This is a genomic window from Pseudomonas sp. GW821-FHT05H12, from assembly GCF_059419385.1.
Window position 1 is genome coordinate 204,578 of record NZ_JBWKRS010000005.1, and the last position, 25,789, is coordinate 230,366.

Consider the following 25,789-nt stretch of genomic DNA (forward strand, 5'->3'; position numbering starts at 1 on the left):
CATGCAGTTGATTGAACATGCCGACTCACCGCGCTCGATTCGTTTGCACCCGCGCGACAACGTGGTGATCGTAGTGAACGACCAAGGCGTACCGGCCGGCACCGAGTTCCCGGACGGGCTGGTCACCGTGGACTTCATCCCCCAGAGCCACAAAGTGACCCTGGAAGATATCCCCGAAGGCGGGCAGATCATTCGCTACGGCCAGACCATCGGCTACGCCCTGGCGCCGATCCCGCGCGGCAGCTGGGTGCAGGAAGACCAGTTGCGCATGCCCACCGCGCCACCGCTGGACAGCCTGCCGCTGTCTACAGAGGTGCCGGAAACCCAGGCGCCGCTGGAAGGGTTTACCTTCGAGGGGTACCGCAACGCCGACGGCACTGTGGGCACGCGCAATATCCTCGGCATCACCACCACGGTGCAGTGTGTCACCGGGGTGTTGGACCATGCGGTCAAGCGCATCAAGGACGAGCTGCTGCCCAAGTACCCGCATGTCGATGACGTGGTGGCGCTGACCCACAGCTACGGCTGCGGCGTGGCGATCACCGCGACGGATGCCTACATCCCGATCCGTACCGTGCGCAACCTGGCGCGCAACCCGAACCTGGGCGGCGAAGCGCTGGTGATCAGCCTGGGCTGCGAGAAACTGCAGGCCGGGCAGGTGATGCACGACAACGACAGTTCGGTGGACCTGAGCGAGCCGTGGTTGTATCGGTTGCAGGATTCCAGCCACGGCTTTACCGAAATGATCGAGCAGATCATGGAGCTGGCTGAAACCCGCTTGAAGAAACTCGACCAGCGCCGCCGTGAAACCGTGCCGGCGTCGGAGTTGATCCTCGGTATGCAATGCGGTGGCAGCGATGCGTTTTCCGGTATCACCGCCAACCCGGCACTGGGCTACGCCTCGGACTTGCTGCTGCGGGCCGGGGCGACGGTAATGTTTTCCGAAGTCACGGAAGTACGTGATGCCATCTACTTGCTGACCTCGCGTGCCGAGACCAAGGCAATCGCCGAAGAATTGGTCCGGGAAATGGACTGGTACGACCGTTACCTGGCCAAGGGCGAGGCGGATCGCAGTGCCAACACCACGCCGGGCAACAAGAAGGGCGGGTTGTCGAACATTGTCGAGAAGTCCCTGGGCTCCATCGTCAAGTCCGGCAGCAGTGCGATCAACGGCGTGCTTGGCCCGGGTGAGCGTTTCAAGGGCAAGGGCCTGATCTTTTGTGCGACGCCGGCCAGCGACTTCGTGTGCGGCACCTTGCAACTGGCGGCCGGGATGAACCTGCACGTGTTCACCACCGGGCGCGGCACACCTTACGGGCTGGCGATGGCGCCGGTGGTGAAGGTGTCGACGCGCACGGAGTTGGCACAGCGCTGGCCGGACCTGATCGACATCGACGCGGGGCGAATTGCCACCGGGCGGGCGAGCATCGAGGAGCTGGGCTGGGAGTTGTTCCACTTCTACCTGGATGTGGCCAGCGGCAAGAAGCAGACGTGGGCGGAGCGCCATAAGCTGCACAACGACATCACCCTGTTCAATCCTGCGCCCATCACCTGATGGCTGGCACGGACCCTGTGGGAGCTGGCTTGCCTGCGATAGCGGTATATCAGTCGCAGATGTATCGGCTGACACACCGCCATCGCAGGCAAGCCAGCTCCCACATTTAAAGGTATTCACACATCAATAATGTGGGAGCGGGCTTGCCCGCGAAGGCGTCTTACCAGACGCTACAGGTCAGCATGGCTTATCATTAGCCACCTAACGACGCTCACCAAGGTTCTCCCCGGCATGCTGGCAATTTTCCTCACCACCCTCACCATCACCGCGCCGGTGTTTGCCATGCTGTTCCTGGGCGTGCTGCTCAAGCGCGTCAACTGGATCAACGACAACTTCATCCATGTGGCGTCGTCCCTGGTGTTCAACGTCACCATGCCGGCGTTGCTGTTCCTGGGCATCCTGCATGCCGACCTGCATTCGGCGCTCAAGCCGGGCCTGCTGATCTATTTTGCCGTCGCCACCCTGTTGAGCTTTGCCCTGGCCTGGGGCTGGGCGATCTTTCGCTGCCCGCGTGAAGACCGCGGCATTTATGCCCAGGGCGCGTTTCGTGGCAACAACGGGGTGATCGGCCTGGCACTGGCGGCCAGCATGTACGGCGACTACGGCATCTCCCTCGGCGCGATCCTCGCCGCGTTGGTGATTCTGTTCTACAACACCCTGTCGACCATCGTGCTGGCGGTGTACAGCCCAGTGATCAAGTCCGACCCGTGGAGCATCTGCAAAAGTGTGGTGGCCAACCCGTTGATCATCAGCGTGTTCGCCGCCACGCCCTTTGCGGTGTTCCAGATCGGTTTGCCCGGTTGGCTGGAGTCGTCCGGCCAGTACCTGGCGGACATGACCTTGCCGCTGGCACTGATCTGCATCGGTGGCACCTTGTCACTGGCCGCATTGCGCAAAAGCGGCAGCATGGCGCTGAGTGCCAGCCTGGTGAAGATGATCGGTTTGCCCGTGTTCGCAACGCTGGGCGCGTGGCTGTTGGGGTTTCGCGGGCCGGAACTGGGGATTCTGTTCCTGTACTTCGGCGCACCCACTGCGGCGGCGAGTTTCGTGATGGCCCGGGCGGCGGAGGGCAATCATGAACTGGCGGCGGCAATTATCGTGATCACCACCTTGATGGCGGCAGTGACCACGAATATCGGGATCTTTGTGTTGCAGGCGGGTGGTTGGATCTGAGTTTTGCGCCGTCCTTGAGGGCCCATCGCCGGCAAGCCGGCTCCCACATTTTGATTTGTGAACACATTCAAAGGTGGGAGCTGGCTTGCCTGCGATGGCTATCTAACAGTCACTGCTGGTCAGCCTGATACGCCTCGATCACTTCCTGCGCCGCCCGAAACGCATCAATCGCCGCCGGCACGCCGGCATACACCGCGCAATGCAGCAGCGCTTCACGAATCTCTTCTACGGTGCAGCCATTGTTCAGCGCCCCGCGCACATGGCCCTTGAGTTCCTGTGGGCACTTGAGGGCGGTGAGGGCGGCCAGGGTGATCAAGCTGCGGGTTTTAAGTGGCAACCCTTCGCGGTTCCACACACTGCCCCAGGCGTGCTCATTGACGAAATCCTGCAGCGGCTGGGTGAATTCGGTGGCGTTGCCCAGCGCACGGTCGACGAACACATCGCCCATGACCTGGCGACGCATCTCAACCCCGGGCTTCTTTTGATCGGTCATTGCGATTCCCTCTTGTGTTGGCGGCGCCAGGCTCGCAGCGTGCTGAACAACAGAAAAGCCACCAGCACTGGCAGGACGTAATACAGCATCAGGTGTTCAAGCTTGGTGGCCAGGGGCATGCCGGTGGTGAACGCCATCACATGCAGGCCATACGCCAGGTATAACCCGAGCAGCACCAGGCCTTCGGCGCGGGTCACGCGGTAGCCGCTGTAGAACACCGGCAGGCACAGCACCACCACACCGAGCATTACCGGCAGGTCGAAATCCAGAGCATTGGGCGATACCGACAGCGGTGAAGGCGCAAGCAGTGCGGTCAGCCCCAATACGCCCAGCAAGTTGAACAGGTTGCTGCCGATCACGTTGCCCACGGCGATTTCGCGCTCACCGCGCAGGGCGGCGATCAGCGATGTCGCGAGGCACGGCAGCGAGGTGCCGACGCCGATCAGGGTCAGGCCGATCACGCGCTCCGACAGGCCCAGTTCGCCGGCTACATCCACCGCTGCGCCGAGCAGCAGATGCCCGGCCAGTACCAGGATCAACAATCCGCCGAGCATCAGCAGCACGCTGCTCAGCCACGGCGCGCGGGCCACGGTGTCCAGTGTGCGCGGGCGGCGTGAATGGCGCGTCTGGTAATGCAGCACGCCAAGGTAGGCGACCAGCGCGACCAGCAGCACCAGGCCATCGGCCGGCGTCAGCTCTTCATTGGCCGCCAGGGTGAACACCAGCAGGCCGGCGAAGATCATCACCGGGATGTCCAGGCGCACCAACTGGCGCGAAACGCGCAATGGGATGATCAGCGCCGACAGGCCCAGGGTCACCAGGATGTTGAAGATGCTGCTGCCGATCACGCTGCCCACGGCGATGTCGGTGTTGCCGGCCAGGGTGGCTTGCAGGCTGACGGTCATCTGCGGCGCGCTGCTGCCGAAGGCGACGATGGTCAAACCGATGATCAGCGGTCGTACCTTGAGGCTGGCGGCCAGGCGCACGGCGGCGCGCACCAGGATTTCGGCGCCGACGATCAGCAGCACCAGGCCGCTGACCAGTTCCAGCAGGCTCCAGGGCGAGAGGGCGGTTAATCCGAAAATGGCCGGTCCTGCATCTTCAATTGCCCAGGGCTTGCACACGCACGCGCGCGGTGCCGCTGCTGATCATGCCCAATTGCTCGGCGGCCTTGCGTGAAAGATCGATCAAGCGTCCACGGGTATGCGGGCCGCGATCGTTGATGCGGACAACCACGGATTTGTCATTGTCGAGATTAGTGACCTTGACCTGGGTGCCAAAGGGCAGTTGCCGATGGGCGGCGGTCAGGGCGTTCTGGTTGAAGGGTTCACCGCTGGCGGTCTTGTTGCCATGGTGCTTGGCGCCGTAATAGGAGGCGGTGCCGGTTTCGTCGTAGCCGTTGGGGTTGATAACGCCGCTGGCGCAGCCGGCCAGCAGGGAGAACAGGGCCAGGAGGCCAAGTAGACGCTTCATTGCAAGATGCCCCCATGACAAATGTGGGAGCTGGCTTGCCTGCGATGCAGACGACTCGGTGTTTCAAACACACCGAGGTGATGCAATCGCAGGCAAGCCAGCTCCCACAGGGTATTCGGACAGGGGGTAAATCCCGCCCGGACCATTTACCGCTGTCAGCCTTCGAGCTTGCTTTTGAGCAATTCGTTCACCTGTTGCGGGTTGGCCTTGCCCTTGGAGGCTTTCATCGCCTGGCCCACAAAGAAGCCGAACATCTTGCCGCGCTTGGCTTCGTCTGCCGCACGGTATTGCTCGACCTGCTCGGCGTTGGCCGCGAGCATTTCATCCAGCACGGCCGAAATCGCGCCGCTGTCGGTGACTTGCTTGAGGCCGCGCTTCTCGATGATTTCGTCGGCACTGCCTTCGCCTGCAGCCATCGCTTCAAACACGGTCTTGGCGATCTTGCCGGAAATGGTGTTGTCCTTGATGCGCAGCAGCATGCCGCCCAGTTGCTCGGCGGTCACCGGCGCTTCGTCGATTTCCAGGCCCTGCTTGTTCAGCAGGCTGCCCAGTTCAACCATCACCCAGTTGGCTGCCAGCTTGGCGTCGCCGGCAATGCTCACGACCTTTTCAAAGTAGTTGGCTTGTTCACGGCTGGAGGCCAAGACGCTGGCATCGTAGACCGACAGGCCGAACTGCTCCTGGAAGCGCTCGCGTTTCTGCTGCGGCAGTTCCGGCAGGGTGGCGCGGATGTCGTTGAGGTACGCGTCCTCAAGCACCACCGGCAGCAGGTCCGGGTCGGGGAAGTAACGGTAGTCGTTGGCTTCCTCTTTACTGCGCATGGCGCGGGTTTCGTCTTTGTTCGGGTCGTACAGGCGGGTCTGCTGGATGACCTTGCCGCCGTCTTCGATCAGCTCAATCTGGCGACGCACTTCGGTGTTGATCGCCTTCTCGATGAAGCGGAACGAGTTGACGTTCTTGATCTCACAGCGAGTGCCGAACTCGACCTGGCCCTTTGGCCGTACCGACACGTTGCAGTCGCAACGCAGCGAGCCTTCGGCCATGTTGCCGTCGCAGATGCCCAGGTAACGCACCAGTGCGTGGATGGTCTTGACGTAGGCCACGGCTTCCTTGGCGCTGCGCATGTCCGGCTCGGAGACGATCTCCAGCAGCGGTGTGCCAGCACGGTTCAGGTCGATACCGGTGGCGCCCGGGAATTCTTCGTGCAGGCTCTTGCCGGCATCTTCTTCCAGGTGCGCACGGGTCACGCCAACGCGCTTGATGGTGCCGTCTTCCAGCGGGATGTCCAGGTGGCCCTTGCCGACGATCGGCAGTTCCATCTGGCTGATCTGGTAGCCCTTGGGCAGGTCCGGGTAGAAGTAGTTCTTGCGTGCGAACACGTTGTGCTGGCCGATCTCGGCGTCAATCGCCAGGCCGAACATCACGGCCATGCGCACCGCTTCCTGGTTCAGCACCGGCAGAACGCCAGGCATGCCCAGGTCGACCAGGCTGGCCTGGGTGTTGGGCTCGGAGCCGAACGTGGTGGCGCTACCGGAGAAAATCTTCGATTGGGTGGCGAGCTGGGTATGAATCTCCAGCCCGATCACAACTTCCCATTGCATAGTGTTCTCCTCAGAAGCCGGTAGGGGTGCGGGTGTGCCAGTCGGTGTGCAACTGGTACTGGTGCGCCACATTGAGCAGGCGGCCTTCCTGGAAATACGGGGCGAGCAGTTGCACGCCAACCGGCAGGCCATCGACGAAACCGGCAGGCATGGACAAGCCCGGCAGGCCCGCGAGGTTGGCGGTGATGGTGTAGAGGTCTTCGAGGTAGGCAGCGACCGGGTCGCCGTTCTTGGCGCCGAGCTTCCAGGCCGGGTTCGGCGTGGTTGGGCCGAGGATCACGTCGACTTCTTCGAAGGCGGCCATGAAGTCGTTCTTGACCAGGCGACGGATTTTTTGCGCCTTGAGGTAGTACGCGTCGTAGTAGCCGGCCGACAGGGCGTAGGCACCGACCATGATGCGGCGCTGCACTTCAGCACCGAAACCTTCGCCACGGGAGCGCTTATAAAGGTCGGTGAGGTCTTTCGGGTTTTCGCAGCGGTAGCCGAAACGCACACCGTCGAAGCGCGACAGGTTGGAGGATGCTTCAGCCGGGGCGATCACGTAGTACGCAGGAATCGCGTGCCCGTTGTTCGGCAGGCTGATTTCCTTGATCACGGCGCCGAGCTTCTCCAGCTCCTTGACGCTGCTGTGCACCAATTCAGCGATGCGTGGGTCGAGACCGGCGCTGAAGTATTCCTTCGGCACGCCGATGCGCAGGCCCTTGATCGAGGTGTTCAGGCTGGCGCTGTAGTCCGGCACCGGCTCGTCGATGCTGGTGGAGTCCTGTTTATCGAAGCCGGCCATGCCTTGTAACAATATTGCGCAGTCTTCGGCAGTGCGTGCCAACGGGCCGCCCTGATCAAGGCTGGACGCGTAGGCGATCATGCCCCAGCGGGAAACGCGACCGTAGGTCGGCTTCAGACCGGTGAGGTTGGTGAAGGCGGCAGGTTGGCGGATCGAGCCGCCGGTGTCGGTGGCGGTAGCGGCCGGCAGGAAGCGCGCAGCCACGGCGGCAGCCGAACCACCCGACGAACCACCGGGCACGTGCTCCAGGTTCCACGGGTTTTTCACCGCGCCGTAGTAGCTCGACTCGTTGGCCGAGCCCATGGCGAATTCGTCCATGTTGGTCTTGCCCAGGGTCACGGCCCCGGCCGCCGCCAGCTTGGACACCACGGTGGCGTCGTAGGGCGCCTTGAAGTTGTCGAGCATCTTCGAGCCGCAGCTGGTGCGAATGCCCTGGGTGCAGAACAGGTCTTTGTGGGCGATAGGCGCACCCAGCAGCGGGCTGTTTTCACCGTTGGCGCGACGTGCGTCGGCAGCCTTGGCCTGGCTCAGGGCCAGTTCTTCGGTGAGGCTGATGAAGCTGTTGACCTTCGGATCGTGCTCGGCGATGCGCGCCAGCAGGGTCTTGGTCAGCTCTTCGGAAGAAAACTTTTTGTCGGCGAGACCGCGGGCGATCTCGGCCAGAGTCATGTGATGCATGAAAGGCTCTTTCCCTTTAGTCGATGACTTTCGGAACCAGGTACAGGCCGTTTTCGACCGCTGGCGCGATGGACTGGTAGGCCTCGCGATTATTACTCTCGGTCACCACGTCTGCGCGCAGGCGCTGGCTGGCTTCCAGCGGGTGAGCCAGGGGCTCGATGCCGTCGGTATTTACGGCCTGCATCAGGTCGACCAGCCCGAGAATGCTGTTCAGGGCTGCGGTGGTCTGTGGAAGATCGGCATCATTGAGGCCAAGCGAGGCCAGATGCGCGATTTTTTCCACGTCGGAGCGTTCAAGCGTCATGGGAATCTCCAGTGGAAAACAGAACGGAGGCTGTCCGTGTGTTAGATTGTCGGAACACTACCGCATTTCTACGGTCTTACGGCCGCGATTGTGGGGTTAGGTGCACAGAAAGTCGGCCAATTTAGCACATTGGCGCCTTGCCCAAAATCCCTGTCGTTGTTAGAGTTTGCCGCACTTTTTTACCCACGCGTTGCCTAGGGTCCCTTTCCCATGTTCAAGAAACTGCGTGGCATGTTTTCCAGCGATCTTTCCATTGACCTGGGCACTGCCAACACCCTTATTTACGTGCGCGAGCGCGGTATCGTCCTGAATGAGCCATCGGTTGTGGCTATTCGGACGCACGGTAACCAGAAAAGTGTCGTTGCCGTCGGCACCGAGGCCAAGCGCATGCTCGGCCGTACACCGGGCAATATTGCCGCCATTCGTCCGATGAAAGACGGCGTGATCGCCGACTTCAGCGTCTGCGAGAAGATGCTGCAGTACTTCATCAACAAGGTTCACGAAAACAGTTTCCTGCAGCCCAGCCCTCGTGTGCTGATCTGCGTTCCGTGCAAGTCCACCCAGGTTGAGCGTCGTGCCATCCGTGAGTCGGCCCTGGGGGCCGGTGCCCGTGAAGTGTTCCTGATCGAAGAGCCGATGGCGGCTGCGATCGGTGCCGGCCTGCCGGTTGAAGAAGCGCGCGGTTCGATGGTGGTGGATATCGGTGGTGGTACCACTGAAATCGCCCTGATCTCCCTGAACGGTGTGGTGTATGCCGAATCCGTGCGTGTGGGCGGCGACCGTTTCGACGAAGCGATCATCACTTATGTGCGTCGTAACTACGGCAGCCTGATCGGCGAATCAACCGCCGAGCGCATCAAGCAGGAAATCGGCACCGCTTACCCGGGTGGCGAAGTTCGCGAAGTTGATGTTCGCGGTCGCAACCTGGCCGAAGGCGTTCCACGTGCCTTCACCCTGAACTCCAACGAAGTGCTGGAAGCTCTGCAAGAGTCCCTGGCCACTATCGTTCAGGCAGTGAAGAGCGCCCTGGAGCAATCGCCACCGGAGCTGGCTTCCGATATCGCCGAGCGTGGCCTGGTGTTGACCGGTGGTGGCGCCTTGCTGCGTGACCTCGACAAGCTGCTGGCCCAGGAAACTGGCCTGCCGGTGATCGTCGCCGAAGACCCGCTGACCTGCGTTGCTCGTGGCGGCGGCCGTGCACTGGAAATGATGGATAAACACACCATGGACCTGCTCTCCAGCGAATAAGTCGTTGCTGGTTAGCCCATGTTTCGCCCGCAGGCAGCACTTTGCAGTGCTGCCTGTTGGCGTTTATCTTCTTCAATCTGCATCCAGGCCGGTTAGATGCCGTATGAATAAAGAGAACATTTGCCTGGGAGGAGCGGCTTATTAAACCGCTTTTCGCCAAAGGCCCCTCATTGGGCGTGCGCCTGCTGGTGCTGGTCGTGCTTTCGGTCGCGCTGATGGTGGTCGATGCCCGCTTTGCACTGCTCAAGCCCGTGCGCAGCCAGATGTCGCTGGTGTTGATGCAGACTTACTGGATCACCGACCTGCCGCAACGTCTCTACCAGGGCGTGGCCAGCCAATTCGGCAGCCGCACCGAGCTGGTTGCCGAGAACGAAAAACTCAAGACCGAAAACCTGCTGCTGCAGGGGCGCATGCAAAAGCTGGCGGCCCTCACCGAGCAGAACGTTCGGCTGCGCGAGTTGCTCAATTCTTCCGCGTTGGTCAACGAGAAGGTCGAAGTGGCCGAGCTGATCGGCATGGACCCCAACCCCTTTACCCATCGCATCATCATCAACAAGGGTGAACGTGACGGCGTGGTCCTCGGCCAGCCGGTGCTCGATGCGCGTGGCCTGATGGGCCAGGTGGTGGAGCTGATGCCCTACACCTCGCGGGTTCTGCTGCTGACGGACACCACCCACAGCATCCCGGTGCAAGTGAACCGCAACGGCTTGCGTGCGATTGCCAGCGGTACCGGCAACCCGGAACGCCTGGAACTGCGCCACGTCGCCGACACGGCGGATATCAAGGAAGGCGACCTGCTGGTCAGCTCCGGCCTTGGTCAGCGTTTCCCGGCCGGCTACCCGGTGGCGACGGTCAAGGAAGTGATCCACGATTCCGGCCAGCCCTTCGCCATCGTGCGTGCCGTACCGACGGCGGCCTTGAACCGCAGCCGTTACCTGCTGCTGGTGTTCAGCGACAACCGCACGCCCGAAGAGCGCGCCAATGACGCCGCCCAGGCCCAGGAAGCGGAAGACAAGCAAAACGGTGTTGCGCCGATCGTGCCAGCAACCGTGCCAAAGCCGGCATTCGTGGGACCGCCTGCGCCCGCACCTGCTGCGGCGGCGCCCGTAGCCACTCCCGCCAAGCCTGCGGCTCACAGTACACGTGCGGCTAAACCGGCAGCGACCAAGCCACCGGCAGCGACGCCTGCGGTCAAGCCTGCGGCGACCGCCCCGGCAACCACACGGCAGAGGGAGGAATAATGGCCGGTACTCATTCGCGCAACGGCTGGATCGTCTGGCTGACCTTTGCCATCGGCTTGCTGCTCAGCGTTTCGCCACTGCCGCAATTCATGGAAATCCTGCGACCGCTCTGGCTGGCGCTGCTGCTGGCCTTCTGGTCGCTGAACCTGCCGCACAAGGTCGGCATGGTCACGGCGATGTTCCTGGGCTTGGCGGAAGATGTGCTCTATGGCACCTTGCTGGGGCAGAACGCGTTGATCCTCACGCTGATCACCTTTCTGGTGCTGTCGTTGCAACAACGGTTGCGCATGTTTCCGATGTGGCAGCAGTGCCTGGTGATCCTGGTGATCTTCGGCCTGGCGCAGTTGGTGCAGCTCTGGCTGAGCGCCTTGACGGGTAACCGTCAGCCAACGCTGGCGCTGGTATTGCCGGCGCTGGTCAGTGCGCTGCTGTGGCCTTGGATCAGTTTTGGCCTGCGTGGGTTACGTCGTCGCTATAAGATCAATTGAATGGATTGCGAGGCTCTGCCTGGTTATCGAACCCTACAGGGAGAGTCTGGAATGAATTCGCTTTATCTGGCCTCGGGCTCTCCGAGACGGCGTGAACTGCTGACCCAGATCGGTGTGCCCTTCACCGTGGTCAGCGCCGCTATAGATGAAACTCCTCTCACAAACGAACCTGCCGTTGCCTACGTCGAGCGCCTTGCGCGCGGCAAGGCGGCGGCGGGTTTTGCTGCGCTCGAAAACACCTCCGACGCTTGCGTGCTGGGGGCTGACACGGCCGTGATTGTCGATGGGAAGATCCTCGGCAAGCCCGTGGATCAAGCGGATGCCCTGGCCATGTTGATGGCGTTGGCGGGGCGTGAACATGAAGTCCTCACCGCCATAGCCCTGACTGACGGCCAACGTAGCGAAACTGTTTGTGTAAGCAGTCGTGTACGGTTTCGCGATATTTCTGTCGAAGAGGCTACAACCTACTGGCACAGTGGCGAACCCCAGGATAAGGCAGGCGGCTATGCTATCCAGGGCTTGGGATCGGTGTTTGTGGTTGGGCTCAACGGTAGTTATTCCGCCGTGGTCGGCCTGCCCGTGTGTGAAACCGCGCAACTGCTCGGCCAATTCGGCATACCCTGTTGGCAAAACCTTACCGTGCGTTGAACGCCGTATTCCAGCGCCAAGCCTTTAGCGATCGGTCACTATTGTGAAAACGCCTGAACGAGACCCAGCCATGAGTGAAGAGATTCTGATCAATATCACGCCGATGGAATCACGCGTGGCGGTGGTAGAAAACGGTGTTCTGCAAGAAGTGCACGTTGAGCGCACCCAGAAGCGCGGGATCGTTGGCAACATCTACAAAGGCAAAGTCGTGCGCGTCTTGCCGGGCATGCAGGCGGCATTCGTTGATATCGGCCTGGACCGTGCCGCGTTTATCCATGCTTCGGAAATCTCCTTGCGTGAAGGCCCTGCGGTAGAAAGCATCAGCGCCCTAGTGCACGAAGGGCAGAGCCTGGTGGTACAAGTCACCAAGGACCCCATCGGTTCCAAGGGGGCGCGGCTGACGACGCAGCTGTCGATTCCCTCGCGCTACCTGGTGTACATGCCGCGCACCGCCCACGTCGGCATTTCGCTGAAGATCGAAGACGAAGCTGAACGCGAACGCCTTAAAAAAGTGGTCAGCGACTGCGTGGCCGCCGAAGGCATCAAGGAAGCCGGTGGGTTTATCTTGCGCACTGCTGCCGAAGGTGCCGGCGCTGATGAAATCCTCATGGACATCCGCTACCTGCGGCGCTTGTGGGACCAGATTGGTGCGCAGATCAAGACCATCGGCGCGCCCAGCGTGATCTATGAAGACCTGGGCCTGGCCTTGCGCACCCTGCGCGATCTGGTCAGCCCCAAGATCGAGAAAATTCGCATCGACTCGCGGGAAACCTTCCAGCGCACCACGCAATTTGTCGCCGAGCTGATGCCGGAAATTGCCGACCGCCTGGAACATTACCCGGGCGAACGGCCGATCTTCGACCTGTATGGCGTCGAAGACGAAATCCAGAAAGCCCTGGAACGCAAGGTGCCGCTCAAGTCTGGCGGCTATTTGGTGGTAGACCCGGCCGAGGCCATGACCACGATTGACGTCAACACCGGCGCGTTCGTGGGGCACCGCAACCTGGAAGAGACCATCTTCAAGACCAACCTCGAAGCGGCGACTGCGATTGCTCGCCAGCTGCGCCTGCGTAACCTGGGCGGCATCATCATCATCGACTTCATCGACATGGAAGATGAAGAGCACCAGCGCCAGGTACTGCGTACGCTCGAGAAGCAGTTGGAACGTGATCACGCCAAGACCAACATCATCGGCATCACCGAGCTGGGCCTGGTGCAGATGACCCGCAAGCGCACCCGCGAAAGCCTGGAGCAGGTCCTGTGCGAACCGTGCAGCAGCTGCCAGGGCCGCGGTAAATTGAAAACTCCGGAAACCGTTTGCTACGAGATTTTCCGGGAAATCCTGCGTGAGGCGCGAGCCTACCAGGCCGAGGGTTATCGGGTGCTCGCTAACCAGAAAGTGGTAGATCGGTTGCTGGATGAAGAGTCCGGTAACGTTGCCGAACTGGAAGGGTTTATCGGGCGCACGATACGCTTTCAGGTCGAAACCATGTATTCCCAGGAACAATACGACGTGGTGCTGCTCTGATCCCCATTCGCTTACTTCCACGAGACCGGCAGACCTTGATCTGCCGTCCGCCTACTGCCTTGAGGGTCGCCTGACATGGAGCGTCTGATACGCTTTTTTGCCGCTTTGACCCGTTGGGGCCTGGGCCTCTGTGCGTTGCTGCTGGTGTTGGCGGCGGTGTACGTGAGCCTGGGGCGTGAATTGACCCCACTGGTGGCCGAGTACCGCGCCGAAATCGAAGCCAAGGCCCAGGCTGCGGTGGATATGCCCTTGCACATCGGCAGCCTCGAAGGGCGCTGGAGCGGTTTCGCCCCGGTGTTGCTGGCCCACGACGTGATGCTGGGCGAGGGCAGCAGTGCCTTGCGCCTGGATCAGGTCGAAGTGGTGCCGGACATGTGGGCCAGCCTGATGGCGCGCGAAGTGCGTATCGCCCATCTGGAAGTCAGCGGCCTGCAACTGAGCGTGAAGGAAGACAAGGACGGCCACTGGGCGCTGCAAGGCTTGCCGGTGCAGGACGACCAGCCGCTCGACCCTGAGCAACTGCTCAAGCGCATGCAAATGATCAAGCGCGTGTCGTTGCTCGATAGCCAGGTGACCTTGCAGCCGTTCGACCAGGCCCCCATGACCCTGACTTATGTCGGCATGAGCCTGCACACCGGCATGACCCGCCAGCGCCTCGACGCCCGCCTGACCCTGCCGGACGGCCAGCCGCTGGCCGTGAGCCTGCGCACGCGCATACGCGCCAGCCAATGGAAAGATGCAGAGGTGCAGGCCTACCTCAGCTTGCCGCAGAGCGATTGGGCCAAATGGGTTCCGGCCAAGCTGACCCAGCAATGGAAGCTCACCCAGTTCAAGGCGGGTGGCGAGTTCTGGCTGACCTGGGCCAAGGGCACTGTGCAAAGTGCCGTAGTACGTCTGAACTCACCCCAGGTGAAGGGCAGCTACGCCGACCGCAAGCCGGTCCACATTGAAAACCTCGCCCTCACCGCCTACCTGCAACGCAGTGACACGGGCTTGAGCGTGCTGTTGGATACGCTGGCGATGAACCTGGGGCAAACCCGTTGGGAATCGCGCGTGCAATTGCGGCAAACCCTGGCCACCGACAAAGACCTGGAGGTCTGGAAGCTGCAGGCCGATCGCCTGGACCTGACCCCGATTACGCCGCTGCTCAACGCCCTGGCGCCTCTGCCGGAAGGCTTTGCCAAGACCATCGACCACCTGAAGGCCACAGGCTTGCTGCGTAATGTGCTGGTGGATTTCCGTCCTCAAGACACCACCGATCAAAAAGTCAGCTTTGCCGCCAACCTTGAGCGGGTGGGCTTTGATGCCTACTTCGGTGCCCCTGCGGCGCGTAACGTGTCCGGCAGCATCAGCGGTGACCTGGGCCATGGCGAGTTGCGCATGGACAGCAAGGACTTTTCCCTGCATCTGTTTCCGATTTTCGCCAAGCCTTGGCAGTACATCCAGGCCAATGCGCGCCTGACCTGGAAGCTGGACAAAGAAGGCTTCACCCTGATCGCGCCGTATATCAAGGTGCTGGGTGAAGAAGGCAAGGTGGCCGCCGACTTCCTGATCCGCCTGCATTTTGACCATGACCAGGAAGACTACATGGACCTGCGGGTCGGCATGGTCGATGGCGATGGCCGTTTCACGCCCAAGTACCTGCCAGCCGTCTTGAGCCCGTCATTGGATGAATGGCTGCGTACGGCGATTCTCAAAGGTTCTGTGGACCAGGGGTTCTTCCAGTACCAGGGATCGCTGAACCACGACGCGCTGCCGGCTGCGCGCAATATCAGCCTGTTCTTCAAGGTGCATGACGCCGAACTCGCGTTCCAGCCGGGCTGGCCACATGTGAGCAAGGTCAACGGCGAAGTGTTTGTCGAGGAGAGCGGCGTGCGCATCCTGGCCAGCAAGGGCCAGTTGCTCGACACCAAGGTCAAGGACGTCTACGTCAATATTCCTCACGCGCCTGCCGGCAAAGACAGCCATTTGTTGCTGACGGGTGGGTTTTCCGGTGGCTTGGGCGATGGCCTGAAGATTCTTCAGGAAGCGCCGATTGGTACGGCGTCGACCTTTGCCGGCTGGAAGGGCGAGGGCGACCTGCAGGGCAAGCTGGACCTGGACGTGCCTTTGGCCAAGGGCACCGAGCCGAAGATCGTGGTGGATTTCCAGACCGACAAGTCGCGCCTGCAACTGGCGGAGCCGACCCTCGACCTGACCCAGCTCAAGGGTGACTTCCGTTTCGACAGCGCCAAGGGCTTGAGCGGGCAGAACATCACGGCCCAGGCATTCGACCGACCGATCACTGCGCAGATCTTTGCCGATGGCAAGCCGGGCAATCTCAGCACCCGCGTGGCTGCCAAGGGCCAGGTCACGGTCAAGCGATTGACTGACTGGTTGAAGATCAGCCAGCCATTGCCGGTGTCGGGTGATATTCCGTACCAATTGCAGCTCACCCTGGACGGTGCCGACAGCCAGTTGATGGTCAGCTCCAACATGAAGGGTGTGGCCGTTGACCTGCCAGCGCCCTTTGGCATGCCTGCCAGCCAGGGCCGCGACAGCGTGTTCCGCATGACGTTGCAGGGCGCCGAGCGGCGCTACTGGTTTGATTATGGCGAGCTGGCGAACTTCACCTTTGCTTCGCCGCCGGACAGGTTCAACGACGGCCGCGGCGAGTTGTTTCTGGGTGATGGCGATGCGGTATTGCCGGCGGCCAAGGGGCTGCGTATTCGCGGTGTGTTGTCGGAGCTGGATATCGATCCCTGGAAGAAGCTGATTGATCGCTACGCCGGCAATGACCCGGGCGGCAGCGCCAAGCAATTGCTCAGCGGCGCCGACTTCAAGGTGGGCAAGGTTACCGGCTTTGGCACCCAGTTCGATCAGGTCAACCTGCTGCTCGATCGCAAGCCGGCCGCCTGGGGCTTGCAGTTGGACAGCCAGCAGGCCAAGGGCACGGTCAACCTACCAGATGTCAAGGGCGCGCCGATTGCCATCAACCTGCAGTACGTGAAGCTGCCGGCCGTGGACCCGACGGTGCAGGCCGACGAAAACGCGCCGGACCCCTTGGCCGACATCGATCCGAAAGATATTCCGGCGCTGGATATCGCCATCGACCAACTGTTCCAGGGGCCCGATCTGGTCGGCGCCTGGTCGTTGAAGATCCGGCCCACCGCCAAGGGCCTGGCCTTCAATAACTTGGACCTGGGGCTCAAGGGCATGCAGCTCAAGGGCGCCGGTGGCTGGGAAGGTGCGCCGGGCAGCAGCGGCAGTTGGTACAAGGGGCGTCTGGACGGCAAGAACATCGCCGATGTCCTCAAGGGCTGGGGCTTTGCTCCAACGGTGACCAGTGAGGACTTCCACTTGGACGTGGATGGCCGCTGGCCGGGCTCACCGGCCTGGGTCGGGCCGAAGCGTTTCTCCGGTAGCCTTGACGCCGCATTCCGTAAGGGGCAGTTCGTTGAAGTGGAGGGTGGGGCGCAGGCCCTGCGGGTGTTTGGCTTGCTCAACTTCAACTCCATCGGTCGCCGCTTGCGCCTCGATTTCTCGGACTTGCTCGGCAAGGGCTTGAGCTATGACCGGGTCAAAGGCTTGCTGGCGGCCAGCAATGGCGTGTTCGTGACGCGTGAGCCCATCACCATGACGGGCCCGTCGACCAATCTTGAACTCAACGGCACACTGGACCTGGTGGCTGACCGCGTTGACGCTAAATTGCTGGTGACCCTGCCAGTCACCAACAACCTGCCAATTGCCGCATTGATTGTGGGGGCGCCCGCCATCGGTGGTGCGTTGTTCCTGATCGACAAGCTGATCGGTGACCGTGTTTCACGCTTCGCCAGCGTGCAGTACAAAGTGGAAGGCCCTTGGAAGGATCCAAAAATCACCTTCGACAAGCCTTTTGAAAAGCCAAACTGAGAGCCTGTGGAGTAGCATGGCCCCATGCCTTTTACGGAGTGTCGGCCCATGTCCTTTGCGGTAATTCAAATGGTCAGCCAGAGCGATGTGCTGGCCAACCTGGCCCAGGCTCGGCGTTTGCTGGAGCAAGCGGCGGCCGGTGGGGCGAAGCTGGCAGTGCTGCCGGAGAACTTCGCCGCCATGGGCCGTCGCGACGTGGCCGATATCGGCCGCGCCGAAGCCCTGGGCGAGGGCCCGATCCTGCCATGGTTGAAACAGACCGCCCGTGACCTCACCTTATGGATAGTGGCCGGCACGTTACCGCTGCCGCCCAAGGACCAGCCGAACGCCAAGTCCAATGCCTGCTCGCTGCTGGTCGATGATCATGGCGAAATCGTCGCCCGTTACGACAAGCTGCACCTGTTCGATGTCGACGTCGCCGATTCTCGGGGTCGTTATCGGGAATCCGACGACTATGCTTTTGGTGGCAACGTGGTGGTGGCGGACACTCCGGTGGGGCGATTGGGCCTGACGGTGTGCTACGACTTGCGCTTCCCGGAGCTGTACAGCGAATTGCGTGCAGCCGGAGCCGAATTGATTACCGCACCCTCGGCCTTTACGGCGGTGACGGGCGCTGCGCATTGGGACGTGCTGATCCGTGCGCGGGCCATCGAGACCCAGTGCTACCTGCTGGCAGCGGCGCAGGGTGGTGTGCACCCGGGCCCACGGGAAACCCATGGGCATGCGGCGATTGTCGACCCTTGGGGGCGTGTGCTGGCACAACAGGATAGAGGCGAAGCGGTGTTGTTGGCCGAACGCGACAGCAGTGAACAGGCGTCGATACGGGCGCGCATGCCGGTGGTCAACCATCGGCGCTTTTTCTCGCAGGGCGCACAGCGGCCTGCTTCAGAACGATGAATTTAAGGCCAAACCTATGAGCGAGTTGTTGTCCTCAGTCAGTGAACACCTCCTGGCACCCGGTGGCGTGACCATCGAAAGTTTGCAAACCGTGCTTGGCGATCTGGCCGGGCCCGGTATCGACGCGGCCGACCTGTATTTCCAGGGGCAGATCTCCGAGTCCTGGGCCCTGGAAGACGGCATCGTCAAGGAAGGCAGTTTCAACCTCGACCAGGGTGTGGGCGTGCGTGCGCAATCCGGTGAGAAAACCGGCTTTGCCTACAGCAACGCGATCACCCTGGAAGCCTTGGGCCTGGCGGCACGCGCTGCGCGGTCGATCTCCCGTGCCGGTCAAAATGGCACGGTGCAGGCGTTCAGTACCCAGGACGTGGCCCAGTTGTATGCGCCGGATAACCCCCTGGAAGTGATCAGCCGTGCCGAGAAGGTCGAGCTGCTCAAGCGTGTCGACGCCGCCACGCGTGCCCTCGACCCGCGTATCCAGCAAGTCACCGTGAGCATGGCTGGTGTATGGGAGCGCATCCTGGTGGCGTCCACCGATGGTGGGTTGGCGGCGGATGTGCGGCCGCTGGTGCGCTTCAACGTCAGCGTGATTGTCGAGCAGAACGGCCGCCGCGAGCGCGGTGGCCACGGCGGCGGTGGGCGTACCGACTACCGTTATTTCCTCGCCGAGGATCGTGCCATGGGCTACGCCCGTGAGGCGCTGCGCCAGGCGTTGGTGAACCTCGAAGCCATTCCGGCGCCAGCGGGCACGTTGCCGGTGGTGTTGGGTTCGGGCTGGTCCGGCGTGCTGCTGCACGAAGCCGTTGGCCATGGCCTGGAAGGTGACTTCAACCGCAAGGGCAGTTCGGCTTATAGCGGGCGCATGGGTGAAATGGTCGCGTCCAAGCTGTGCACCATTGTCGATGACGGCACCCTCGCGGGTCGCCGTGGTTCGCTGAGCGTCGACGATGAAGGCACGCCCACCGAATGCACCACGCTGATCGAAAACGGCGTGCTCAAGGGCTACATGCAAGACAAGCTCAATGCGCGCCTGATGGGCGTGGCGCGTACCGGTAACGGTCGCCGCGAGTCTTACGCGCACCTGCCGATGCCACGCATGACCAACACCTACATGCTCGGCGGCGAAAGCGACCCGGCTGAAATCATTGCCTCGGTAAAGCGCGGTATCTACTGCGCCAACCTCGGTGGTGGCCAGGTGGACATCACCAGCGGCAAGTTCGTGTTCTCCACCAGCGAGGCGTACTTGATCGAAGACGGCAAGATTACCGCGCCGGTCAAGGGGGCGACGTTGATTGGCAACGGGCCGGAGGCCATGAGCAAGGTGTCGATGGTCGGTAACGACCTGTCGCTGGACAGCGGCGTGGGTACGTGCGGGAAGGATGGGCAGTCGGTGCCGGTGGGTGTCGGCCAGCCAACGCTGAAGATTGATGCGATCACCGTGGGTGGCACGGGTTCGTAAGAAAGGGGGAGCTTCGGGTGGCGACGATCGCCACCCGGGGAAGGGATCAACGCAGGCCGCGTTGGGTCTCGTCCAGCTCTCGGATGTACTTGAAGATTTTACGGCTGGTGGCCGGCGCCTTGTTATGCGCCAGTTCGTGTTGAGCCTGACGGATCAGGGAGCGCAGCTGCTGGCGGTCCGCGTCCGGGTACTCGGCCACGAATTTCTCCAGCACGGCGTCATCGCCCGCGATCAGGCGGTCACGCCAACGTTCCAGGTTGTGGAAGCGTTCGTTGTACTGGCGGGTGGAGGCATCGGTTTGATCGAGCAAGGCGAGAATGGCGTCAGTGTCCTGATCACGCATCAGCCGGCCGATAAACGCGATGTGACGTTTACGCGCGATATTCGCGGTGTGCTTGGGTGCATCGGCCAAGGCCCGGCGCATTTCGTCGGTCAGTGGCAGTTTTGCAATCAAATCCTTCTTGAGCGTTGTAAGGCGCTCGCCGAGGTCAACCAGAGCATGCAGCTCGCGTTTGACCTGGGATTTGCTTTTCTCCCCATCGAGGGAGTCGTCGTAAGAATCAACCATGGTGGCAGTCCGCAAAGAAACGCCGCCATGATAACCAGTCGGGGGCCGCTTGTCCGGCCCGGTCGCTCGATGGCCTTAACCGAAAGCAGAATTTGAGTGGAGAAAACCATGAGTGCAGCCCAAAGCGTCGGTCCGCAAGCGTTACCGGCACTGCAGGAACAAGTCGAGCAGATCCTTGCCGAGGCCAAGCGCCAGGGGGCGAGTGCCTGTGAAGTGGCGGTGTCGCTGGAGCAGGGGCTGTCGACTTCAGTGCGTCAGCGGGAAGTGGAAACCGTCGAGTTCAACCGCGACCAGGGCTTTGGCATCACCTTGTATGTAGGGCAGCGCAAAGGCTCGGCCAGTACCTCGGCCAGCGGCCCGGAGGCGATCCGCGAGACCGTCGCTGCCGCGTTGGCGATCGCCAAGCACACCTCCGAAGATGAAAGCTCGGGCCTGGCCGACAAGGCGTTGATGGCCAAGGATTTGAAGGATTTCGATCTGTTCCACGCGTGGGACATTACGCCGGAGCAGGCTATCGAACAGTCGCTGGCCTGTGAGGCGGCGGCGTTCGACGCTGATGCCCGCATCAAGAACGCCGATGGCACCACGTTGAGCACGCATCAGGGTTGCCGTGTTTATGGCAATAGCCATGGGTTTATCGGAGGTTATGCGTCCACCCGTCACAGCTTGAGCTGCGTGATGATCGCCGAGGCCAATGGCCAGATGCAGCGTGATTATTGGTATGACGTGAACCGCCAAGGCGAGCTGCTGGCCGATCCCGCCAGCATTGGCCAGCGCGCTGCACAGCGTGCCGCGAGCCGCCTGGGCGCACGTCCGGTGCCCACCTGCGAAGTGCCGGTGCTGTTTTCGGCGGAACTGGCGGGTGGTTTGTTCGGGAGTTTCCTGGGGGCGATTTCCGGTGGGAACCTGTACCGCAAGTCTTCCTTCCTGGAAGGGGCCATCGGCCAGAAGCTGTTTCCGGAGTGGCTGACCATCGATGAGCGTCCGCATTTGATGCGCGCCATGGGCAGCTCGGCGTTTGATGGTGATGGCCTGGCGACTTATGCCAAGCCGTTCGTCGAGAAGGGCGAGTTGGTGTCCTACGTACTGGGCACTTACGCCGGACGCAAGCTCGGTTTGCCAAGCACTGCCAACTCGGGTGGCGTGCACAACCTGTTCGTGACCCATGGCGATGAAGATCAGGCCGCGCTGCTCCGGAAGATGGGGCGTGGGCTGCTGGTGACTGAACTGATGGGCCACGGCCTGAATATGGTCACCGGTGATTACTCCCGTGGCGCGGCGGGTTTCTGGGTGGAGAACGGTGAGATTCAGTTCGCCGTCCAGGAAGTGACCATCGCCGGCAACATGCGCGACATGTTCAAGCAGATCGTCGCCGTGGGTAATGACCTGGAACTGCGCAGCAACATTCGCACGGGCTCTGTGTTGATCGAGCGGATGACCGTCGCCGGCAGTTGATCCTCACACGCTAAACCAAAAGGCGCGCCATCTTGCAGAGGGCGCGCCTTTTTTCATGGCTGCGTTTCAGTCCGATTAAAGTGCCACTCTTGTTTTGATTCTCAATATCATTTAATAATAAATATCATTACCGAGTGAGTGTGGATCATGAGTTCTGTCCTGCATGAGGATCCGTACCTGGAAAGCTGGCGCTGGATGAGTCGTCAGATTCGCTGCGGCCTCGACCCCAATGAACCTCGCCTGATCGAACATTACCTCAATGAGGGGCGATACCTGGCGTGCTGCACGGCGACCCATCCGTGGACGATTGCCGAAACCTCGTTCCGCCTCCTGATCGACACCGCCACTGATATCGCGCTGCCTTGGCACTGGCGATCCCTGTGTCTGGACCAAGCCTGGCGCCCACTGCGCGACCTGGAAAAACTCTCTCTGTGTGCCTGCCGCCTCAAGCGCTGGCAGACCTTTGCCTGGCAATTGGCAACCTGCGAATTGCTGCCGTCTATTTCTCACTCCGACCTGGTGCAAGGATCTAACGATGAGTAACACCCGTATCGAACGCGACAGCATGGGCGAACTGCAAGTGCCGGCCGAGGCCTTGTATGGTGCGCAAACCCAGCGCGCAGTGAACAATTTCCCGATCAGTCATCAGCGTATGCCGGCGCAATTCATTCGCGCGCTCATCCTGGCCAAGGCAGCGGCCGCCAAGGTCAACGTCGACCTCAAGCAGATCAGCGAAGGGCAGGGCAAGGCCATCGTCGATGCCGCCCAGGGCTTGCTCGAAGGCGACTTCATGCCGCATTTCCCAGTAGATATCTTCCAGACCGGCTCCGGCACCAGCTCCAACATGAACGCCAACGAGGTGATTGCTACCCTCGCCAGCCGTTTGCTCGGTGAGGCGGTCAACCCCAATGACCACGTCAACTGTGGCCAGAGCAGCAACGACATCATCCCGACCACGATTCACGTCAGCGCTGCTTTGGTCCTGCACGAGCAAACTCTGCCGGCCCTGCTGCACCTTGTGCAGGTGATCGAACAGAAGGCCGAAGAGGTTCACCCGTTCATCAAGACCGGTCGCACCCACCTGATGGATGCCATGCCGGTGCGCATGAGCCAGGTGCTCAATGGCTGGGCGCAGCAACTGAAGGCCAATATCGGCCATTTGCAGGACTTGCTGCCGAGCCTGCAGGCATTGGCTCAAGGTGGCACGGCAGTGGGCACCGGGATCAACGCGCACCCTGAGTTCGCCGCGCGCTTCAGCCAGCAACTGAGCCATCTCACCGGCGTGAAATTCACCCCGGGCAAAAACCTGTTTGCACTGATTGGCTCCCAGGACACCGCCGTTGCCGTATCCGGTCAACTGAAAGCCACAGCGGTCTCATTGATGAAAATCGCCAATGACCTGCGCTGGATGAACTCCGGTCCACTGGCGGGCCTGGGCGAAATCGAGCTGGAGGGCCTGCAACCTGGCTCTTCGATCATGCCCGGCAAGGTCAACCCGGTGATCCCGGAGGCGACCGCCATGGTGGCCGCGCAAGTGATTGGCAATGACACGGTGATCACCGTCGCCGGCCAGTCAGGCAACTTCGAGCTCAACGTGATGTTGCCGATCATCGCCCAGAACCTGCTCGGCAGCCTTGAATTGCTGGCCAACGCCAGTCGCTTGCTGGCAGACAAAGCCATCGCCAGCTTCAAGGTCAACGAAGGCAAGCTCAAGGAAGCGCTGTCGCGTAATCCGATCCTGGTCACTGCACTCAACCCGATCATTGGTTATCAAAAGGCCGCTGAAATCGCCAAGAAGGCCTATCAACAGGGCCGCCCTGTGATTGATGTCGCCCTCGAGCACACCGACTTGCCGCGCAGCCAGCTGGAGGTCCTGCTGGACCCGGAAAAGCTCACCGCTGGCGGCGTGTAACCACCGACCCTGCTTTGGAGGCTCACCATGGAGCACTGGAAACGCACGATCGAACGGGCCAATCGCTGCTTTATGGCGGGCGAATTGGTCGACGCTCGGGAGGCCTATTTGCAAGCCCTGGCCCTGGCTCAAGTGTTATTCGAGCGCTGGGCGGATGCCGACGAAGCAGTGGCGGCTTGCGTCATTTCCCATCACAACCTGGCGGACCTGCATTTGCGCCTGAACCAGCCGGAGGAGAGCGCGGAATACCTGTGCGCTATCCACCAGCGCCTGCTTCAGACCATGCAGGACCCGCGGCTGAGCCCGCAATTGCGCGAAGCAGCCCTGCGTCAGAGCAGCAAGACCTACGTCGAGTTGTTGAATTTCATCAGCGATCACGGTGAGTACCCGCGTACCCATCGCTTGCTGGGCGGCACTGCGGCGCAAACGGATGCGTCGATCCGCAACAGTCCTTATTACGGAGCTCATTGATATGACTTACACGTTGCCAGCCTTGCCCTACGCCTACGATGCTCTTGAGCCGCATATCGATGCGCAGACCATGGAGATTCACTACACCAAACATCACCAGACCTACATCAACAACCTCAACGCGGCGGTCGAGGGCACTGAGTTTGCGGGTTGGCCGGTAGAGCGGCTGGTGTCCAGCGTGCAGCAATTACCGGAAAAACTGCGGGCTGCGGTCATCAACCAAGGCGGTGGGCATGCCAACCACTCGCTGTTTTGGGCCGTGATGTCGCCCAAAGGTGGCGGCAAGCCAGAGGGCGCGTTGGGCAAGGCCATCGATGAGCAATTGGGTGGTTTTGACAGCTTCAAGGAAGCCTTCACCAAGGCCGCCCTAACCCGTTTCGGCAGCGGCTGGGCGTGGCTGAGCGTCACCCCGCAAAAGACGTTGGTGGTGGAAAGCAGCGGTAACCAGGACAGCCCGTTGATGAGTGGCAACACGCCGATCCTGGGTCTCGACGTCTGGGAGCACGCCTATTACCTGCTCTACCAGAACCGCCGCCCCGAATATATCAACGCCTTCTACAGCGTCATCAACTGGCCGGAAGTCGCCGCACGCTACCAGGCCGCGTTGGCCTGATATTCATCCAATAACAAGATCTAAGGCCGACTATGGGCACTGAAACACTGGCGATCAGCAGCGGGCGAATGTTTCGTTATGCGTTTGGCTCGCTGCTGCTGTTGGCAGGTACTGCATTGCTGGTGGCTCACGGGCTGGCCTGGCTGGATCTCGAACCGCGCATTCTGCGGGCACTGCAGGGCGGGGCGATTTGCGCGCTCGGCACTGCATTGGGTGCGGTGCCGGTGTTGGTGATTCGCCGGATGCCCGTCGCGCTCAGCGATACCTTGTTGGGTTTTGGCGCGGGTGTGATGCTCGCTGCCACAGCGTTTTCGCTGATCGTGCCGGGTATTACCGCAGCTGAAAGCCTGGGGCTTTCGCCTTGGGGCGCCAGTGGCTTGATCAGTTTCGGCATCATGCTGGGCGCCTTCGGGTTGTACCTGGTCGACCGCAAGGTCTCCGGCGCAAGCCCGGAAATGCTGGTGGGCACACCGGATAACCCTGTGATTCCCCCGCGCATCTGGCTATTCGTGTTTGCAATCATTGCCCACAACATCCCGGAAGGCATGGCTGTTGGTGTCTCGGCGGGCGGTGGTATGCCGGATGCGGACAGCCTGGCCATGGGCATAGCCCTGCAGGATGTGCCCGAAGGTCTGGTGATTGCGTTGGTATTGGCTGGGGCAGGGATGTCGCGGGTCAAGGCGTTCTTGATCGGCGCGGCGTCAGGTTTGGTGGAGCCGGTATTTGCCGTGCTTTGCGCCTGGCTGGTCAGTCTGGCCGAGGTGCTGTTACCGCTTGGGTTGGCGTTGGCGGCGGGTGCGATGCTGTTGGTCGTGACTCACGAGGTCATCCCGGAGTCGCGGCGCAATGGTCACGAAAAACTCGCCAGCCTTGGCCTATGCATCGGCTTTTGCTTGATGATGGTGATGGACACGGCCCTGGGATAAACCGCTTTCCGTAGGAGCCCGGCTTGCCGGCGATGGCGTCCTCAAGTCCAACACCTGACTCAAAGGCCTCATCGCCGGCAACCCGGACTCCTACAAAGGGATGGGGCTATTCGCCTTCGTCGAAGAAGTTATTGATCAGCGCCACCAGCGCGGCCATGGCTTCGTCTTCCTGCTCGCCTTCTGTCTTCAAGTGAATCCTGGTGCCTTTGCCAGCCGCCAACATCATCATGGCCATGATGCTCTTGCCATCGACCATGGACTCCGGCGTGCGCCCGGCGCGGATCTGGCAAGGAAACTGCCCGGCCACGCCGACGAATTTGGCTGAGGCGCGGGCGTGCAGGCCCAGCTTGTTGATGATTTCAATTTCCAGAGCGGGCATCGCG

Annotated in this window: 24 protein-coding genes; 16 read left to right on the forward strand and 8 right to left on the reverse strand. The window is 61.5% G+C overall.

Annotation, left to right across the window (positions count from 1 at the left end; all coding sequences use genetic code 11):
- The first annotated feature begins 1 nt into the window (after position 1).
- Together garD and AC07SU_RS06675 are read left to right on the forward strand one after the other, a co-directional pair.
- The gene (gene garD / locus AC07SU_RS06670; RefSeq protein ID WP_494996559.1) at positions 2-1,555 is read left to right on the forward strand and encodes a galactarate dehydratase; all 1,554 of its coding nucleotides are present in this window, start codon (positions 2-4) and stop codon (positions 1,553-1,555) included.
- Positions 1,556-1,786: 231 nt separating this feature from the next.
- Positions 1,787-2,728: an AEC family transporter gene (locus tag AC07SU_RS06675; RefSeq protein WP_176995096.1), complete on the forward strand. Its 942-nt coding sequence runs from the start codon at positions 1,787-1,789 to the stop codon at positions 2,726-2,728.
- Positions 2,729-2,837: 109 nt separating this feature from the next.
- Here AC07SU_RS06675 and AC07SU_RS06680 read toward each other — a convergent pair whose 3' ends face one another.
- The 6 genes from AC07SU_RS06680 to gatC all read right to left on the reverse strand — a co-directional run bounded on the left by AC07SU_RS06680 (position 2,838) and on the right by gatC (position 8,061).
- Positions 2,838-3,221 (reverse strand): carboxymuconolactone decarboxylase family protein, encoded by a 384-nt coding sequence (locus AC07SU_RS06680; protein WP_053254400.1) that lies wholly within the window; start codon positions 3,219-3,221, stop codon positions 2,838-2,840.
- The gene (locus tag AC07SU_RS06685) at positions 3,218-4,264 is read right to left on the reverse strand and encodes a calcium/sodium antiporter (protein WP_494996574.1); all 1,047 of its coding nucleotides are present in this window, start codon (positions 4,262-4,264) and stop codon (positions 3,218-3,220) included. The genes AC07SU_RS06680 and AC07SU_RS06685 overlap by 4 nt, the downstream gene beginning before the upstream one ends.
- Before the next feature lie 58 nt (positions 4,265-4,322).
- A complete protein-coding gene (locus AC07SU_RS06690) occupies positions 4,323-4,694 on the reverse strand; it encodes a septal ring lytic transglycosylase RlpA family protein (protein WP_176995095.1) in 372 nt (123 codons plus the stop codon).
- Positions 4,695-4,849: 155 nt separating this feature from the next.
- Complete coding sequence (gene gatB / locus AC07SU_RS06695; protein ID WP_178922678.1) at positions 4,850-6,295, reverse strand: Asp-tRNA(Asn)/Glu-tRNA(Gln) amidotransferase subunit GatB; 1,446 nt, start codon at positions 6,293-6,295, stop codon at positions 4,850-4,852.
- Positions 6,296-6,305: 10 nt separating this feature from the next.
- Positions 6,306-7,757 (reverse strand): Asp-tRNA(Asn)/Glu-tRNA(Gln) amidotransferase subunit GatA, encoded by a 1,452-nt coding sequence (gatA, locus tag AC07SU_RS06700; RefSeq protein WP_176995093.1) that lies wholly within the window; start codon positions 7,755-7,757, stop codon positions 6,306-6,308.
- A 16-nt stretch (positions 7,758-7,773) separates the two neighbouring features.
- Positions 7,774-8,061, reverse strand: coding sequence for an Asp-tRNA(Asn)/Glu-tRNA(Gln) amidotransferase subunit GatC (gene gatC, locus AC07SU_RS06705; protein ID WP_178922682.1), 288 nt, complete (start codon positions 8,059-8,061; stop codon positions 7,774-7,776).
- A gap of 210 nt (positions 8,062-8,271) precedes the next feature.
- Here gatC and mreB point away from each other — a divergent pair, with 210 nt between their 5' ends.
- The 8 genes from mreB to tldD all read left to right on the forward strand — a co-directional run bounded on the left by mreB (position 8,272) and on the right by tldD (position 19,461).
- Entirely contained in the window at positions 8,272-9,309 is a 1,038-nt protein-coding gene (gene mreB, locus AC07SU_RS06710; RefSeq protein ID WP_002555108.1) for a rod shape-determining protein MreB, read from the forward strand.
- Positions 9,310-9,449: 140 nt separating this feature from the next.
- Entirely contained in the window at positions 9,450-10,550 is a 1,101-nt protein-coding gene (mreC, locus tag AC07SU_RS06715) for a rod shape-determining protein MreC (RefSeq protein ID WP_494996575.1), read from the forward strand.
- A complete protein-coding gene (gene mreD, locus AC07SU_RS06720; protein ID WP_003171788.1) occupies positions 10,550-11,038 on the forward strand; it encodes a rod shape-determining protein MreD in 489 nt (162 codons plus the stop codon). Before mreC ends, mreD begins: the two co-directional genes overlap by 1 nt.
- Before the next feature lie 51 nt (positions 11,039-11,089).
- Positions 11,090-11,686, forward strand: coding sequence for a Maf family protein (locus AC07SU_RS06725; protein WP_494996560.1), 597 nt, complete (start codon positions 11,090-11,092; stop codon positions 11,684-11,686).
- Positions 11,687-11,756: 70 nt separating this feature from the next.
- On the forward strand, positions 11,757-13,214 hold the full coding sequence (gene rng / locus AC07SU_RS06730) for a ribonuclease G (protein ID WP_010213134.1): 1,458 nt from the start codon (positions 11,757-11,759) through the stop codon (positions 13,212-13,214).
- 75 nt (positions 13,215-13,289) lie between these two features.
- Positions 13,290-17,105 (forward strand): YhdP family protein, encoded by a 3,816-nt coding sequence (locus tag AC07SU_RS06735; RefSeq protein ID WP_494996561.1) that lies wholly within the window; start codon positions 13,290-13,292, stop codon positions 17,103-17,105.
- A 48-nt stretch (positions 17,106-17,153) separates the two neighbouring features.
- Complete coding sequence (locus AC07SU_RS06740) at positions 17,154-18,002, forward strand: carbon-nitrogen hydrolase family protein (RefSeq protein WP_494996562.1); 849 nt, start codon at positions 17,154-17,156, stop codon at positions 18,000-18,002.
- A 16-nt stretch (positions 18,003-18,018) separates the two neighbouring features.
- A complete protein-coding gene (gene tldD, locus AC07SU_RS06745; RefSeq protein ID WP_017529090.1) occupies positions 18,019-19,461 on the forward strand; it encodes a metalloprotease TldD in 1,443 nt (480 codons plus the stop codon).
- A gap of 46 nt (positions 19,462-19,507) precedes the next feature.
- Here the strand turns inward: tldD and yjgA are convergent, their stop codons facing one another.
- A complete protein-coding gene (gene yjgA, locus AC07SU_RS06750; RefSeq protein ID WP_176995088.1) occupies positions 19,508-20,029 on the reverse strand; it encodes a ribosome biogenesis factor YjgA in 522 nt (173 codons plus the stop codon).
- 108 nt (positions 20,030-20,137) lie between these two features.
- Here yjgA and pmbA point away from each other — a divergent pair, with 108 nt between their 5' ends.
- The 6 genes from pmbA to AC07SU_RS06780 all read left to right on the forward strand — a co-directional run bounded on the left by pmbA (position 20,138) and on the right by AC07SU_RS06780 (position 25,406).
- Positions 20,138-21,484, forward strand: coding sequence for a metalloprotease PmbA (pmbA, locus tag AC07SU_RS06755; protein ID WP_494996563.1), 1,347 nt, complete (start codon positions 20,138-20,140; stop codon positions 21,482-21,484).
- 147 nt (positions 21,485-21,631) lie between these two features.
- Complete coding sequence (locus AC07SU_RS06760) at positions 21,632-22,027, forward strand: FagA protein (RefSeq protein WP_178922688.1); 396 nt, start codon at positions 21,632-21,634, stop codon at positions 22,025-22,027.
- Positions 22,020-23,396, forward strand: coding sequence for a class II fumarate hydratase (locus tag AC07SU_RS06765; protein ID WP_176995085.1), 1,377 nt, complete (start codon positions 22,020-22,022; stop codon positions 23,394-23,396). Before AC07SU_RS06760 ends, AC07SU_RS06765 begins: the two co-directional genes overlap by 8 nt.
- Positions 23,397-23,423: 27 nt before the next feature.
- Positions 23,424-23,867, forward strand: coding sequence for a DUF2753 family protein (locus AC07SU_RS06770; protein WP_494996564.1), 444 nt, complete (start codon positions 23,424-23,426; stop codon positions 23,865-23,867).
- Between the two features lies 1 nt (position 23,868).
- The gene (locus AC07SU_RS06775) at positions 23,869-24,480 is read left to right on the forward strand and encodes a superoxide dismutase (protein WP_176995083.1); all 612 of its coding nucleotides are present in this window, start codon (positions 23,869-23,871) and stop codon (positions 24,478-24,480) included.
- Between the two features lie 32 nt (positions 24,481-24,512).
- Complete coding sequence (locus tag AC07SU_RS06780) at positions 24,513-25,406, forward strand: ZIP family metal transporter (protein ID WP_494996565.1); 894 nt, start codon at positions 24,513-24,515, stop codon at positions 25,404-25,406.
- 106 nt (positions 25,407-25,512) lie between these two features.
- Here the strand turns inward: AC07SU_RS06780 and AC07SU_RS06785 are convergent, their stop codons facing one another.
- Complete coding sequence (locus tag AC07SU_RS06785; RefSeq protein ID WP_395609136.1) at positions 25,513-25,785, reverse strand: HPr family phosphocarrier protein; 273 nt, start codon at positions 25,783-25,785, stop codon at positions 25,513-25,515.
- Between the last annotated feature and the right edge of the window lie 4 nt (positions 25,786-25,789).

Excerpts from the sequence above, each read along its gene's own strand:
- garD (WP_494996559.1), top strand. The coding sequence starts at position 2 with ATGCAGTTGATTGAACATGCCGACTCACCGCGCTCGATTCGTTTGCAC.
- AC07SU_RS06675 (WP_176995096.1), top strand. The coding sequence starts at position 1,787 with ATGCTGGCAATTTTCCTCACCACCCTCACCATCACCGCGCCGGTGTTT.
- AC07SU_RS06680 (WP_053254400.1), bottom strand. The coding sequence starts at position 3,221 with ATGACCGATCAAAAGAAGCCCGGGGTTGAGATGCGTCGCCAGGTCATG.
- AC07SU_RS06690 (WP_176995095.1), bottom strand. The coding sequence starts at position 4,694 with ATGAAGCGTCTACTTGGCCTCCTGGCCCTGTTCTCCCTGCTGGCCGGC.
- gatB (WP_178922678.1), bottom strand. The coding sequence starts at position 6,295 with ATGCAATGGGAAGTTGTGATCGGGCTGGAGATTCATACCCAGCTCGCC.
- gatA (WP_176995093.1), bottom strand. The coding sequence starts at position 7,757 with ATGCATCACATGACTCTGGCCGAGATCGCCCGCGGTCTCGCCGACAAA.
- gatC (WP_178922682.1), bottom strand. The coding sequence starts at position 8,061 with ATGACGCTTGAACGCTCCGACGTGGAAAAAATCGCGCATCTGGCCTCG.
- mreB (WP_002555108.1), top strand. The coding sequence starts at position 8,272 with ATGTTCAAGAAACTGCGTGGCATGTTTTCCAGCGATCTTTCCATTGAC.
- mreD (WP_003171788.1), top strand. The coding sequence starts at position 10,550 with ATGGCCGGTACTCATTCGCGCAACGGCTGGATCGTCTGGCTGACCTTT.
- AC07SU_RS06725 (WP_494996560.1), top strand. The coding sequence starts at position 11,090 with ATGAATTCGCTTTATCTGGCCTCGGGCTCTCCGAGACGGCGTGAACTG.
- rng (WP_010213134.1), top strand. The coding sequence starts at position 11,757 with ATGAGTGAAGAGATTCTGATCAATATCACGCCGATGGAATCACGCGTG.
- AC07SU_RS06735 (WP_494996561.1), top strand. The coding sequence starts at position 13,290 with ATGGAGCGTCTGATACGCTTTTTTGCCGCTTTGACCCGTTGGGGCCTG.
- AC07SU_RS06740 (WP_494996562.1), top strand. The coding sequence starts at position 17,154 with ATGTCCTTTGCGGTAATTCAAATGGTCAGCCAGAGCGATGTGCTGGCC.
- tldD (WP_017529090.1), top strand. The coding sequence starts at position 18,019 with ATGAGCGAGTTGTTGTCCTCAGTCAGTGAACACCTCCTGGCACCCGGT.
- yjgA (WP_176995088.1), bottom strand. The coding sequence starts at position 20,029 with ATGGTTGATTCTTACGACGACTCCCTCGATGGGGAGAAAAGCAAATCC.
- pmbA (WP_494996563.1), top strand. The coding sequence starts at position 20,138 with ATGAGTGCAGCCCAAAGCGTCGGTCCGCAAGCGTTACCGGCACTGCAG.
- AC07SU_RS06760 (WP_178922688.1), top strand. The coding sequence starts at position 21,632 with ATGAGTTCTGTCCTGCATGAGGATCCGTACCTGGAAAGCTGGCGCTGG.
- AC07SU_RS06765 (WP_176995085.1), top strand. The coding sequence starts at position 22,020 with ATGAGTAACACCCGTATCGAACGCGACAGCATGGGCGAACTGCAAGTG.
- AC07SU_RS06770 (WP_494996564.1), top strand. The coding sequence starts at position 23,424 with ATGGAGCACTGGAAACGCACGATCGAACGGGCCAATCGCTGCTTTATG.
- AC07SU_RS06775 (WP_176995083.1), top strand. The coding sequence starts at position 23,869 with ATGACTTACACGTTGCCAGCCTTGCCCTACGCCTACGATGCTCTTGAG.
- AC07SU_RS06780 (WP_494996565.1), top strand. The coding sequence starts at position 24,513 with ATGGGCACTGAAACACTGGCGATCAGCAGCGGGCGAATGTTTCGTTAT.
- AC07SU_RS06785 (WP_395609136.1), bottom strand. The coding sequence starts at position 25,785 with ATGCCCGCTCTGGAAATTGAAATCATCAACAAGCTGGGCCTGCACGCC.